The following is a 12,612-nucleotide window of genomic DNA, read 5'->3' on the forward strand; positions in this document are numbered from 1 at the left end:
AATATAGGTTGTTTAGAATTCTCTGGTAATTCTGTAACTTTATATCCAAACTCCTCCAGCCAGATATATCTTTCACTATTACGACTAATTATCAAGTTCGAATCATTTGAAATTATGTAAGCTGTATTTCCGGAAGGCATTACATCTTTAAGTTCTATTTTTGTAAATTTATTTTTACTATCAATATTCATAATCTCCAGATCTCTGTTAAACCTGTCAAGCACAAATGGACAAGTTATCCATCCAAAAATACCTTTAGCAGATTTCACCGGAAAAAATAAAATTTTGGCATCTGTAAATTTTAAACTTCCAGTATAAGCATCATTATTATCTTTATCAGGGCCAAAAAATATATTGGTATATTCCCTATTTTCCGTCTTATTTCCAAAATCACATCTAAAAATGCCCTTTATACCTGAAGATTCCATTTTGGGAAATCCAGTATGTTTTTCCCTTTGAACTGGCATGTCCACTAATCCCATTTCAGTACCCGATCCCATATGAAGAGGCGTTTCACATTTATATAACAATAATTCATTCATCCATAATTCCTCCAAAATTATTTCAATCTACAAATTTTTATTCTACCTTTCTTTAGCATTTCATCATATTTTTCAAATAAAAGATCTACAATATCATTCTCTCCTTCATAAGCCTTTTTATTTTTTTCAGTTGAATTAAAAACACCTGCTAATTTTATCAATAATATCTTACAATCAGCTCCATCCCTTAAAATCTTAATAATCAAAGGAGATGCTCCTCTTACAGGTTTAGAGCTTGAAGATTCAGATTTTAAATAATTATTTCTTATCTCTTTATATGTTCTCCCTATAAAATTCAAATTGTCCATAAAATTATTTTTGATTTTACTATTCTCCATATTGAGATTACACAGATAGATTTTACATCCTTCCGAAATAATATTAGGATAATTTCTACATTCCGAACTCTCTTTAACTTCAAGTATATTTTTGCAGTAATTTATTAATGGTTTTTCGTTTTTGAAACACTCTGTATATAAATATTTTTTAATATTATCCATACTGAGGCTGGACTTATTATCTATGTCTTCTACAACAAAATTCCCTCCTCCCCTTCTGCTTCTAGTACCTATCCCCCCAAAAATCTCAAGTAAATTAAATGCCTTTAAATACTCTTTCACATATTCCTTATTTTTATCTAGAAATTGTAATGTCACACTGAATTCTGTTCCTTCATCAAAATATTTTTTGTCTTTATTCAAATAGAGTATAGAATAAAAGAGATATTCATATCCCTTCATATGATTACAGGTTTGTTTTAAATTTCCATTTCCTAATATTGTATAAGTATCTCCTAGTTCAGCTATAATTTTTACTTTAGATTTCTTTAAAAATTCCTCTTTTCCTTCTATAATTTTACCTCCAAATATCTCCGATTCCTTATTTCTCATATCAATAACATTTTTAAATTCTTTATATGCAGCACGCCACCAAAACCTCATAAGCCCTTTTATAGAAGATGCTCTTATTTCAGGTTCACTACCATTACCATATACAAATGCAGGTGTGATAAACCTGCATTTTAATATAATTTTTTCCATATCAGTTCTCCTTATGTAGATTCAAAATTTATACATCATTGTTGTATTACATATAATTTCTACATTTTATTTATTTTTCCTTTCAATAAGACAATTATTTATAATAATTTCTCAAAAAATAGTATTTTAATTAATTTTCTGAGTATTTCGTTTCAATAAGACAACTAACACGGTCATTGAAACGAAATACTCAAAGAGAGGAAGCTTTATAAAAAAATGAAATTAAGTTAAATGAAAAATCAAAGAATACTGACGGAACTGTACACAATGAAATTTATTAAACAAATGTTTAAAGATAGAATAGAACCATTTATGTAAAATTATTGCCTGTACTATTTTACATAGGGATGGATAATAATAGCATTATTGCAAACAAAAATTACTACAGGAGCTTATAATCCTATAGTAATTTCCAAATAAATTTTATTTTACACAAATCTATGGACACTCTCTAAGAATCATTTGATAAATCAGATCTTTCTATGATCTTTCTTATAATCTCAACATCAATGTCATTTATATCTGCTATATATTCTACTGAAAGTCCCTTGCCATACTGTTTTAATATCAACTGTTCTATACCTTCTTGCTTACCTTTCTGTTCAAGCTTTTTATCAAGTTCAAACTTCTTCATCATGTCCATTAAAAACTCCATGTTGTTCTCACTTATTTTCGGCATTCCCATATCTTTATACACCTCCCATTAAATAGTGGAAAGTTGAAAATTAAGAGTTAACAGTATTGGTAGATTTTCAGCTATCACAGAAAATCTTCATTATCAACTCTCAATCTGATATTTTTCCTTCAGTTCCAGTATTCTTTCAATACTTAATCCCGTTCCTCTGGCTATCATTTCTTCATCTATTCCAAGTTTCAGAAAATTTATTGCATCTTCTTCTCTACCTTCTTCTTTACCTTTCTGTTCAAGCTTTTTGTCAAGTTCAAACTTCTTAATCATGTCCATCAAAAATTCCATATTGCTTTCACTTATTTTCGGCACTCCCATATCTTTATACACCTCCAATATTTCATCGGGATCCACTTTTGCAAGTACATCCATTATAACTGCATAAAGCGGATCCTTTATATTACTTATGTATTCTGTCAGCCAGTTTTTCATCAAATTCCTGTCCTGCTGCCGATTCTGAAGCAGTTTTAATTATCCGGCTTCTCCGTCATCCAATTGTTTTGACACTAAAATTTGAGTGTCTATGTCCGTATCTTTTATATAATATATGCCGCTGCCAGCTTTTTCTATATCAGCCTTTATCTCATTTTTCAAATAATCAAGCAATTTCCCGGGATATCTGCTGGAAGTCAGAGTTATGGTCATTTCATTTATATTAATCTTATCTGTTTCCCTTGAAAGTGCTTTATAGAGATAAGCATATGCCTTGATCTTGTAATAGTCATCTATTGATATATAGTCTGTGGGAGATTTGTATTCCAGTATATTGTATTTTTTAAATATCCTGCCCAAAGATTTGTCTATCCTAATTTCCCTGAGCTTTTTAATTACCAGCACATCTATCCTGAGGGGTTCATCCGTAAGCTGATATTCCGTTATAAATTCAAGATATTTTCTGTATTCCTTGAGTTCCAGCTGCACTGCCGCTGCAAAGGCCGGGTGCCATTTTACCTTTTCATCCGCCAAATCCATCAACCGTCCTGTTCTATTATTTTTATTATATCATACATTATGCTCACAAAAAGTTAATCTTATTCAAACATTTGTTCTTTTAATTCAAATCTTATTACTACTAATTTTATTTTTCTCTCAACTGCCTTTCAATTTCTTTTCCGATATCAGGCAATTTTGATAATTCTCCTGCAATAAGACATCCTTTCGAATTTTCAGTCGAGTAGACTTACACCTTACAACATAATCCCTCCACAGAATCCGTACGTGCGGCTTTCCCGCATACGGCTCCTCATAATAACATTCTATGGCGATGAAAAGACGGCACTTTATAAGGCACATCCACATAAAAATAAAGAAGGGATTGATGATAACGGAATATTAAAGCTGCTGCCGGAGGAAACAACAGTCATGCATGACCACAACAAGGTGAATTATAACAGGGAGTACAGCTTCAGCAATATTGAGTGCAATGTCCATCTGCTGAGGGATCTTCAGAAAACGACGGACAATCTGCAGCACCAGTGGTCTGAAGAACTGAAAAACCTTCTTGAAAAGACCAATGTGCAAGAAGGGGGAACGTACCTGGATTTGATTTACACAAATCTAGGTACGTTCCCTAAATCCGCATTGATATATCCTTTGATGGGTCAATACTTTCGATATTGATTTTATATGCATCTGACAGAGGGCTGTCAAAACCGCCCAATTGCTCATACCAGCCTTCTGAACGATACTGGGAACAGAAAATGGTGGATGACTTCTTCCGTCTCCGATGGAGAAGTTCAAAGATATCCTTCTGTTCATTTTCATTTGGTTTCAGCAGAAGCCACTCATCAATGATGAGGAGCACAGGGTTGGCATACTTAACCATAACTTTCTTATATGTGCCTTCGTTCCTTGACATCTCAAGATCAATGAGAAGATCAGGAAGCCTTACATATTTCGTGTTATAGTATTGTTTGCAGGCCTCCATACCAAAAGCACAGCTCATATAAGTTTTTCCACAGCCTGTTGCGCCGGTAATAAATTCCGGTGTTCAGTGATATATTCACAGGTTGCAATTCTTTTGATGAGATCTTTATTCAACTTACGGCCTGAAGTGTAATCAATGTCTTCAATATAAGCTTCAGGCTGGTCGAATTCAGCCTTATTAATCAACCTTTTCAGGCGTTTGTTCTTACGGCTGCTGAATTCTATATCGACCAGCATACCGAATCTATCCTCAAAAGGCACATCTTTAATCTTAGAGTCATTCAGCTGGCTGCAAAATGCATCTGACATAGCGGTCAGGCGCATTTCAATTAATTTGTCAATGGTGCTCTGATTAGTCATAGTGTGTTACCTCCTGTAATAATCGGCACCCCTTGTGATGCCATATTTATTCCGTGTAGTTTTCAGTTTGGGTTCTTCCGTCTGCCCTCTTTCTTCTGGAAAGGCTTTGCATTGAAAGCTTCTAGTTTCTCACGGATAGTTTTGTTCAATTCGGCCAGTGAAAAGAACTGTTCATTGCGTAATGCAGCAGTAATCCAGGTGGATATTCCATTGACAGAGGCTTCCGCATTTGGTTTATCTTTAGGACGGCGGACCCTTGCAGGTATAATGGCTGTACCATAGTGTTCAGACATCTCATGGTAAATGGTATTCAACTGCTGATTATGCCATCCGCCATTATATACCACAGCCGTCTTGCAGTTGTCTGGTACGAGAATTTTTGCCACGCCGCCAAAGTATTGGTACATGTGGACATGGGCACTGATCCATGCCTGCTGTTTCTCATTGATAAATGCTTCAACATAGGCATACTGACTGTAAGTCATAACACCGACAAAGATGTAGGCATTGATGATTTCACCGGTATCTGGATCAATGATATGCGCTGGATCTCCTGCCCAGTCAACTTCAACTTGTTCACCGGGTTTACGGTTGATATGCATAGCAGCGCGACGTTTCTGCTCGTCTTGCTGTATGTAATAACAGAATTTTGAATACATAAGTGGTTCTTCACCATTGAGGCGGCAATCCTCCATGTATTCTGTCCATAGGAGCTTTTTGCTGACCCCGTTGCGGAATAGTTCCTTATGGATGTAAGCTAGATTTGGCATTCTTTTGTTGCTGTTGTTTTTGCCTGCTTTAGGAAACATTAGATTTTCCAAAGCCTTGTCTGTAATATTTTGCTCCAATGGCCATACAAGATTTAATTCTTTTGCACGATGCTGGACTTTGACAACAGTTTTCTGTGCAACACCACAGCTTTGCATGATGTTACGCTGGGTGAATCCAAGACTGGTTAGCCTTAAGATTTCCCGATATTTGGTCATAATCATGACCTCCTTATAATGAATTTACATTTTTAGATGTATAACTTCATTATAAGATTTATAAACGCTGATTTCTGCATAACGGAATGATGATTTCTTAAAAACTGGAATGATGATTTCTATGTACCGGATAGATGATGGATTTAAAGCCGGAATACTCATACATGACACGGACGCTCCTTCTACCCCATTAAATAAAACTTTAGATAATCAAATTTATGGATTACCTAAAGTTTTATCATGTTTACCTATATTTCTTAGTAATATTCCATTATCTATATACTGCCACGTTACTCTAATACTCATAGTAATTGTCATTTCAAAAATACCATTAGTACCTTGTATCCTCTTTATACGTAAAGATGGATGAAATTCAGCATATGGATGTTCGATAAATTTAGAAAATTGTTTTTTAAAAGATCCTTTAACATCATCAGGCAGTTTTTTATATTCTCTCTTAAATTTATCAGTACGTTCAATTATCAAGATCGTCAAACAACTCCTGTGCAGAATTAAATTTTTTAGTTTTTCCATTTTTTATATCTTTATCTGCCTGCTTTTCATCATGCTGCCACTCTTTACTCCAAAACCATGCTTGATCCTTCGGAACTACAACTACAGGTTTCAGAATAATTTTGTTATCTTCAATATCAATATCTATAGAATCCCCAGTCTTTAAATTCAATTTCTTTATTACTTCCTTTGGAATTGTAATCTGAGACTTTTCTCTTAATTGAGTAATCATATGATCACCTTCTTAAATTATTATTTTCTTACTTTCTAACTTTATTATATACGGATTTTTATTTATTGTACATAGTAATTTTAAATAAAGTTATATAAATTTTCATAAGTTGCAAGACGCCATGATATCTCAAGAGATACTGTCTATGGATGGGTGAAGGCCAGCAAGAAGAGAGGATCGGTAAGTCCACTTCCAAGAAACAAGGACAGCAGGTTGAAAGAGATTGAAAACAGGCTGAAATCCATAAGTACTGAAAATGATAGATTAAAAAAGATTGTTGCGGATAAAGAACTTGAACTTTCGATTCTAAGGGAACTCAGGAGTAAATCAAACCCCAGGTAACCGACAGGGTCTCTATAGCAAAAAAGTGGATAGATGCTGGATATAAAGCAGCCAGAGTCCTTTACTTTGCCGGTCTGTCACAGTCCTCTTCATCAGCTATCTTTAAAGATTCCAAATATAATCTTTTTGAAATTCTATAATCTTCTTGAATAAGGATATCCAAATATGACTTAATTTGATTTATTTTGCCCAATTTCTTTGCCAGCTGTAAAATACCTATGATTCAAATTGGCTTAAGCAGCATATCTTTGGCTCTATTCCTCGCAGATCTATCATCAATAATAACTCTACTTATATTTAATTCTCTAGCTGCTTGTATTACTTCCAACTCACCTCGATGCAATCTTCCCATCATTGCCTCAACCAACTCATTATTTTTTACTTTATAAATTATCATTTTATTATCTCTCACTGCATTAATGAGTTCTTGCTCGCCATAATGTCTTAACTCATTATTTTGTACAACTTCCCTATACACCTCTTCAGTTACATACACTTTATCAAAAAGTTGCCATAGTAAATTTAATTTTTTAATAATGCATAAACCTATGATAGGACTAGAATTGCAGATAACTTTAATCATCTTTGTACTCCTTCATCAAGTCTTTTAATGCTAATTCATCCTCCTTCATATCTTCATCGGTATATTCACTCCAGGGTATATTTTTTAATTTAAGCGTATATATAAAATCATTTAATGAAAGTTTTGCAATTTCTGATGCTCTTGCTAAAGAAACACTATTAGCCACAAACAAACTTATTGCTATTGAAATACGTACATTTTCATCAAGTGAATCACCATGTGCCAAATCATCTAATAACGGAATTACATCTTGCGATATAATCACAACATTGTTTTTCCTTAATTCCATAAACCTCAAACCTCCTTTTTATTATTATATCACAATCATATTATTAGTTAGCCTTTGCTTTTTCTGATAGGAGGTGGTGCAAACTCAACAACTCCTGACAAAGTCTCATCTTTTTTATGCATCCTTCCACGATATATATTTGTAGTTAAAGGATCATACTTATTAAATTTAATTGGCTAATATATTGAGAAATAGTTTCAAGTATACTTGCAGGATTATAAGGATCATTATTTTCATCTCTATTTTAAGTTCATCTACTATTCCACCATAAATTAAATCATAAGAATCTATTGTAGAAGAATTCCACAAATCACCTCCATAACTTAAACACTGGAAGATTATCTACAAACCAATTAAATTCTTCTTGATCAACTTCCCAATATGAAAAACCAACAATTACAAATGCCTTTTTACCTTCAGACATAGAATCTAATATATCCCCCTGATATTCAACATCATACCAAATTTTAAAATAATTGTTAGAGATAGTAGTATAAACACTAACATATTCATATAAAATAAACCTCATAAAGTAGCCATTTCAATGAATAAAAAACTATATTTTTAATTCATGTCCTGACATCTATCTTGTTTCCCAGATTAGGATCTATTGAAATATTCGGCATTATTTCAGTCATCTATGCTGCAACCTGATTATTTCTATACATGGCCATTTTCATAATTGCTATACCTGCATCCTAATGAACCTTTGACTGGTTCAGTACAATTGACAGTGCTGCTATATCCATACAAACATCAACTCTTCACTATTAACTGAATTCCTAAAAATACCTCTCCAAATCCTCTATCTTTTCTATATCAAATATATCCACACCAATGGCTTTAATTTTATCATTAGAAAGATTTTCTATTTTATTTTCATAGTTCTCTGGCAATCCATTGAACTTTTTTCTCAACTGCTCAATAAGCAGTTCTGCCTTTTCTTTCCTGCCTTTTTCTCTTTCTTCTTCTTTTCCCTCTTCTTTACCTTTCTGTTCAAGCTTTTTGTCAAGTTCAAACTTCTTCATCATATCCATCAAAAATTCCATATTGCTTTCACTTATTTTCGGCATTCCCATATCTTTATACACCTCCAATATTTCATCAGGATTCACTTTTGCAAGTACATCCATTATCACCGCATAAAGTGGATCCTTTATATTACCTATGTATTCTGCCAGCCAGTTTTTCATCAAATCCCTGTCCTGCTGCTGATTCTGAAGCAATTTTAAATATCCTACCCAAAGATTTGTCTATCCTAATTTCCCTGAGCTTTTTAACTACCAGCACATCTATCCTGAGGGGCTCATCCGTAAGCTGATATTCCGTTATAAATTCCAGATATTTTCTGTATTCCTTGAGTTCCAGCTGCACTGCTGCCGCAAAGGCCGGGTGCCATTTTACCTTCTCATCCGCCAAATCAATCAACCGCCTGTTCTGTTATTTTTATTATATCATACATTATGCTCACAAAAAGTTAATCTTATTCAAACATTTGTTCTTTTATATCATATTAACGAGCACTAAAAATTCAAAAAATGCTGGCGGTTAATCAATAAAATTCCCTTTTATTGAACAATCTTCTCCAAACAAGTTTCAGCTTCTCGTTTGTTTCCTTCACAATATTTTTCAAGAATTTCATAGGTCATTGTTTTATCTATTATTGATTTTACCAAAACATCTAATTGAGAGCCTTTTCTATAATCAGCTGGTGCAAAATATTTAATTCTATTCGTTCTTATCATATTATAAACTTTGTCTTTACATTTTTTATCTAGATCAAACACCCCAATAGAATGTCCTCCATTTGCATTAACCAATTTCATACACGGGATATCTGTATCACTATCCCCTATGTATATAATATTTCTAAAAGGAACCCTTACATCTTCTGGCTTAAAATATTCATTAACTCCCATATCATTTACATCTAGAATTCCCTTTTCAATTCTAAATAAAAATTGAGTTTTGTTTGTATAATTTATTGCTTGTGCAGGCCATTTGGCCACTCCTCTATCATTAAAAAAAAATGAACTTGCATATATTTTCTCGAACTCATGATTTTTAGCCATTTCCGTTCCTTCAATCATTTCTCTTAATCCAGATGAAATTATATAGTGTTCAATTATAACATTTTTTTGTCTTCCATATTCCCTAATTATACTAAACCATTCCTTTACCCCGGGAAATAATTTAACTTTTGATCCATATTTTGCAAGCTCTTTTTTGTTAAGAACAAAATTCCCTTCAGCTTCCTCAACCATTTTATACATATAAGCTAAGTTAGTATCCATATCATTTTCCCACGCTAATTTATTAGATTCCTCCCAAAATTTTTGTACATCATAACCAACATCTTGTATATATCCTTGAGCTTGCATATCATCTGGTGACAAGGTTCTATCAAAGTCATAACATATTGCAACAACAGGCTTATCTTCTTTACATTTACGTTCATATCCTTGACCCATAAATTAAAATCCCCCATTTCAACATATAATGATATTTTTGCTCCATAATATCCTAATTCAACATTAAATCATATTTTAAAAAATTATTTTCACGTTCTTATAAACTTATAAAATAACAAAATCTATTAAGGTCAGCATCATATTTACACTATAAAGGTTTTATATTCTTATCTTAGCCTGACTCACATACCTACACTTTAGTAAATATTAAATATTGCAGCAATTTATTTTTAATTCACACTTTCATCCTAAGTGCAATTTTAAATTATAATATTATTTGTGATAATTATCGGAATATTTCAATTATACTTTACAGATAATAACCATATATCTAAAAAACAGGAGAAGAGGAAATGCCATTTAAAAAAAACACCAAAGTATACAAAATGAATAAAATAGAAAGAAATATAATCATAGGAAGTCTCATTGGTGATGGAAGCCTTGCACTTTACGGCAGGAGTAGAAATGCCTATTACAGGGAACACGGATGTGCAAAGCAAATTCCCTATAGAAAATGGAAAGCTGAAAGGCTCAAAGATCTTGACTTCAAACTGCTTAAAAGCTGCAAAAATCCAAAACTGTGTTCACCTAGCAGCAAAACCTACACTGAACTGTACAATATGTTTTACAAAGGTGGTAAAAAAACAATCACCTCTGAAAACATATTGCTTCTGGATCATCCCATAGGATTGGCATGTCTCTATATGGACGACGGCTCTCTGGTTATAGATTCAAGTAAAAGAGGGAATGATTCCATATACATTTTCCCACGAATATCCATTTACACTCTCAATTTTTCAAAGAATGAAAATATAATACTTAAAGATCACATAAACAAAATTTTTAATCTTCATACAAAGTTAAAAGAACGAAAAGATGGGAAACACTTTCTTCTGGAAATAAACAAAAGAAATGATATTGTAAAGTTTATAAATGCTGTAAGTCCATTTATAGAGGAAGTACCCTGCATGTACTATAAAATCAAACTTAAAGAAAGATTTGAAAATAAAAGATTGAAATTAATGAATCAAGGTTATAAAAATATAAACAAATGGTCTGAAAGCATAACAGAAAACAAATATTCCAGAGAGGAAGAAAATTTTATAATAACATCAAAACAAGCCGGAAATACAGATAAAGAAATAGCCTGTCTTTTGAATAGAAGCTATTGGGGAATAGTGGATAAAGTCAGAAGACTAAAACTTCAAGGCAGGATTTAAATGCAATCTTTTCTGCTCTCCTGATCCAAAGCCTTGATTTGTGCCGCCAGATTATTGAGTTTATGATTTATTTCATCTATTTCCGATTTACTCAAATTGGAATTCTGTGACTTTTGTACAAGCTTTTTCATGGCAAAAAGTTTTTTCTCAATAACGTCGAGCATACTCAATCTATACTTTACCCACTGCAATTCCTCAAATACATCATTTTTATCAGTCATATTTATACAACACAGAAGCGATTCTCACAGCTTCAGGGATATCTCCTTTCTCTTTTACTAAAAATTCATACCACTCAAAACCACCGCTAAATTTATTTCCAACATTATCAAGATCCAGTATCTGTGAATCTATAGGCATACCGTCTGTCCTGACAAAAACATCAATACTGTTAAGTTGGAGCCTTAAAGTAAGCATGAAATAGTTCTGGCCTTTTCTTCTTGCAATATAGGGTTTTTCAAATCTGAAACCCGTTTTCTCATAATCTTTTCTAGGTTTTTTTAATCGCTTTCTGAAAACTTTATAATATTTTTTGATTACTATTTATAATATCTATTCCCACTGGAAATAATTTCTCACTATTGCAGCTATTTCATTCGATGGTTGATTTTTAGTAATCCTAAGCGTTAAAGTAGGAATTATATTCCCTAAAGAAAGACTGTTATTTACATCCTGAAAATATACTATTTTAGAAATATCCCATCCAATTTTATTAAAATAATTAATATAATCTTCTGCAGAATTCATATGTCTTTTAGATCCTGGATGCACTATACTATTAATTCTAAGACTTATTAATACATCTATATGTTTACTTTTTGCATGATTTGTAACCTTATTCACAAATTCTATCTCTGTTAAACCTAATTCTTGGAGAGATGAAGTTTTAATAAATGTGTCTATAATAGTTCCATTTGAATGCTTAATTTTATAGATGCCTTCTCTATAAAGACCTGTTAAGCATCTTATAACTGAAGACTTTTTTACATCAGCCTCTCCAATTATAATATAAACGTTCCCAAGTTCCGGATTATTAATCACTCTAAAATCTCCCTTGCAGATATACTTAATTCGGTGGAGATGGATCATCTCCACAAGTTCTTTCACTTTCAAATGTCCCATATTTTTTTATAAATTTTTATCTGGCCAAGCTCATTATTTTTGCTAATTGATATCTAAGTATTCCCATTTATTAAATCTATATCTTCAAATTATAAATTGAAGATATATACACTACATACCTATCAATGGCAAACATGAACTGTCCAACTATCTTTTATTATCTCCAATATTTGTCATATATCATCTTTGCAATATTCCTTTTCATTTTGAAACATTGTTATCTATCCTTTTATTAAAGGCTTCTGTTTCTAAAGGAAATTCTTCTTCCATAAGATAATATATATAAAATCTTAAAAAT

At 32.4% G+C, this 12,612-nt stretch carries 18 protein-coding genes and 3 pseudogenes; 3 read left to right on the forward strand and 18 right to left on the reverse strand.

Annotation, left to right across the window (positions count from 1 at the left end; genetic code table 11):
- The 5 genes from cmr4 to J5G60_RS11870 form a co-directional block, all read right to left on the reverse strand.
- A partial coding sequence (cmr4, locus tag J5G60_RS11850) for a type III-B CRISPR module RAMP protein Cmr4 (protein WP_207876545.1) occupies positions 1 to 542 on the reverse strand: 542 nt, incomplete at its 3' end.
- A gap of 17 nt (positions 543 to 559) precedes the next feature.
- Positions 560 to 1,582, reverse strand: coding sequence for a type III-B CRISPR module RAMP protein Cmr1 (cmr1, locus tag J5G60_RS11855; protein ID WP_150356270.1), 1,023 nt, complete (start codon positions 1,580 to 1,582; stop codon positions 560 to 562).
- A gap of 451 nt (positions 1,583 to 2,033) precedes the next feature.
- A complete protein-coding gene (locus J5G60_RS11860) occupies positions 2,034 to 2,267 on the reverse strand; it encodes a hypothetical protein (RefSeq protein WP_150356269.1) in 234 nt (77 codons plus the stop codon).
- Between the two features lie 93 nt (positions 2,268 to 2,360).
- Positions 2,361 to 2,702: a hypothetical protein gene (locus J5G60_RS11865; protein ID WP_150356268.1), complete on the reverse strand. Its 342-nt coding sequence runs from the start codon at positions 2,700 to 2,702 to the stop codon at positions 2,361 to 2,363.
- Between the two features lie 39 nt (positions 2,703 to 2,741).
- Positions 2,742 to 3,242, reverse strand: a complete 501-nt coding sequence (locus J5G60_RS11870) for a hypothetical protein (protein WP_150356267.1) — start codon at positions 3,240 to 3,242, stop codon at positions 2,742 to 2,744.
- A gap of 246 nt (positions 3,243 to 3,488) precedes the next feature.
- On the opposite strand from J5G60_RS11870, the gene J5G60_RS11875 reads away from it, so the two are divergent.
- On the forward strand, positions 3,489 to 3,890 hold the full coding sequence (locus J5G60_RS11875; protein WP_190972167.1) for a transposase: 402 nt from the start codon (positions 3,489 to 3,491) through the stop codon (positions 3,888 to 3,890).
- Here the strand turns inward: J5G60_RS11875 and J5G60_RS11880 are convergent.
- The 4 genes and pseudogenes from J5G60_RS11880 to J5G60_RS11895 all read right to left on the reverse strand — a co-directional run bounded on the left by J5G60_RS11880 (position 3,841) and on the right by J5G60_RS11895 (position 6,287).
- Positions 3,841 to 4,556: pseudogene (locus J5G60_RS11880) on the reverse strand (ATP-binding protein). The gene J5G60_RS11875 and the pseudogene J5G60_RS11880 sit on opposite strands and share 50 nt — an antisense overlap.
- A 74-nt stretch (positions 4,557 to 4,630) precedes the next feature.
- Positions 4,631 to 5,542 (reverse strand): annotated as a pseudogene (gene istA / locus J5G60_RS11885) (IS21 family transposase); the annotation flags it as partial.
- A 216-nt stretch (positions 5,543 to 5,758) separates the two neighbouring features.
- Positions 5,759 to 6,028: a hypothetical protein gene (locus J5G60_RS11890; protein WP_190972171.1), complete on the reverse strand. Its 270-nt coding sequence runs from the start codon at positions 6,026 to 6,028 to the stop codon at positions 5,759 to 5,761.
- Complete coding sequence (locus tag J5G60_RS11895; protein WP_150356265.1) at positions 6,018 to 6,287, reverse strand: AbrB/MazE/SpoVT family DNA-binding domain-containing protein; 270 nt, start codon at positions 6,285 to 6,287, stop codon at positions 6,018 to 6,020. Before J5G60_RS11895 ends, J5G60_RS11890 begins: the two co-directional genes overlap by 11 nt.
- Positions 6,288 to 6,395: 108 nt before the next feature.
- Between J5G60_RS11895 and J5G60_RS11900 the strand changes: the two are divergent.
- Positions 6,396 to 6,718, forward strand: a pseudogene (locus J5G60_RS11900) (transposase); the annotation flags it as partial.
- Here J5G60_RS11900 and J5G60_RS19205 read toward each other — a convergent pair.
- The 6 genes from J5G60_RS19205 to J5G60_RS11930 form a co-directional block, all read right to left on the reverse strand.
- Positions 6,691 to 6,852, reverse strand: coding sequence for a DUF3368 domain-containing protein (locus J5G60_RS19205; RefSeq protein WP_378061058.1), 162 nt, complete (start codon positions 6,850 to 6,852; stop codon positions 6,691 to 6,693). The pseudogene J5G60_RS11900 and the gene J5G60_RS19205 sit on opposite strands and share 28 nt — an antisense overlap.
- Positions 6,853 to 7,212: a DUF3368 domain-containing protein gene (locus J5G60_RS11910; protein WP_207707994.1), complete on the reverse strand. Its 360-nt coding sequence runs from the start codon at positions 7,210 to 7,212 to the stop codon at positions 6,853 to 6,855.
- Positions 7,205 to 7,501 (reverse strand): UPF0175 family protein, encoded by a 297-nt coding sequence (locus J5G60_RS11915; RefSeq protein ID WP_150356263.1) that lies wholly within the window; start codon positions 7,499 to 7,501, stop codon positions 7,205 to 7,207. Before J5G60_RS11915 ends, J5G60_RS11910 begins: the two co-directional genes overlap by 8 nt.
- A 782-nt stretch (positions 7,502 to 8,283) precedes the next feature.
- Complete coding sequence (locus tag J5G60_RS18905) at positions 8,284 to 8,694, reverse strand: DUF4351 domain-containing protein (protein WP_229980852.1); 411 nt, start codon at positions 8,692 to 8,694, stop codon at positions 8,284 to 8,286.
- Positions 8,663 to 8,920 (reverse strand): hypothetical protein, encoded by a 258-nt coding sequence (locus J5G60_RS11925; protein ID WP_150356261.1) that lies wholly within the window; start codon positions 8,918 to 8,920, stop codon positions 8,663 to 8,665. Before J5G60_RS11925 ends, J5G60_RS18905 begins: the two co-directional genes overlap by 32 nt.
- Positions 8,921 to 9,069: 149 nt before the next feature.
- A complete protein-coding gene (locus J5G60_RS11930) occupies positions 9,070 to 9,972 on the reverse strand; it encodes an HAD family hydrolase (RefSeq protein WP_150356260.1) in 903 nt (300 codons plus the stop codon).
- A 353-nt stretch (positions 9,973 to 10,325) separates the two neighbouring features.
- Between J5G60_RS11930 and J5G60_RS11935 the strand changes: the two genes are divergently transcribed.
- Positions 10,326 to 11,192, forward strand: a complete 867-nt coding sequence (locus J5G60_RS11935) for an endonuclease (RefSeq protein ID WP_150356299.1) — start codon at positions 10,326 to 10,328, stop codon at positions 11,190 to 11,192.
- Here the strand turns inward: J5G60_RS11935 and J5G60_RS11940 are convergent.
- The 3 genes from J5G60_RS11940 to J5G60_RS11950 form a co-directional block, all read right to left on the reverse strand.
- Positions 11,189 to 11,413, reverse strand: a complete 225-nt coding sequence (locus J5G60_RS11940) for a hypothetical protein (protein WP_150356259.1) — start codon at positions 11,411 to 11,413, stop codon at positions 11,189 to 11,191. The genes J5G60_RS11935 and J5G60_RS11940 overlap by 4 nt on opposite strands.
- Positions 11,406 to 11,609: a hypothetical protein gene (locus J5G60_RS11945; RefSeq protein WP_150356258.1), complete on the reverse strand. Its 204-nt coding sequence runs from the start codon at positions 11,607 to 11,609 to the stop codon at positions 11,406 to 11,408. The genes J5G60_RS11940 and J5G60_RS11945 overlap by 8 nt, the downstream gene beginning before the upstream one ends.
- 135 nt (positions 11,610 to 11,744) lie before the next feature.
- Positions 11,745 to 12,233 (reverse strand): hypothetical protein, encoded by a 489-nt coding sequence (locus tag J5G60_RS11950; protein WP_150356257.1) that lies wholly within the window; start codon positions 12,231 to 12,233, stop codon positions 11,745 to 11,747.
- Positions 12,234 to 12,612 lie beyond the last annotated feature (379 nt).

This window comes from Clostridium sp. HV4-5-A1G (assembly GCF_900184915.1).
Lineage (GTDB): Bacteria > Bacillota > Clostridia > Clostridiales > Clostridiaceae > Clostridium_B > Clostridium_B aromativorans.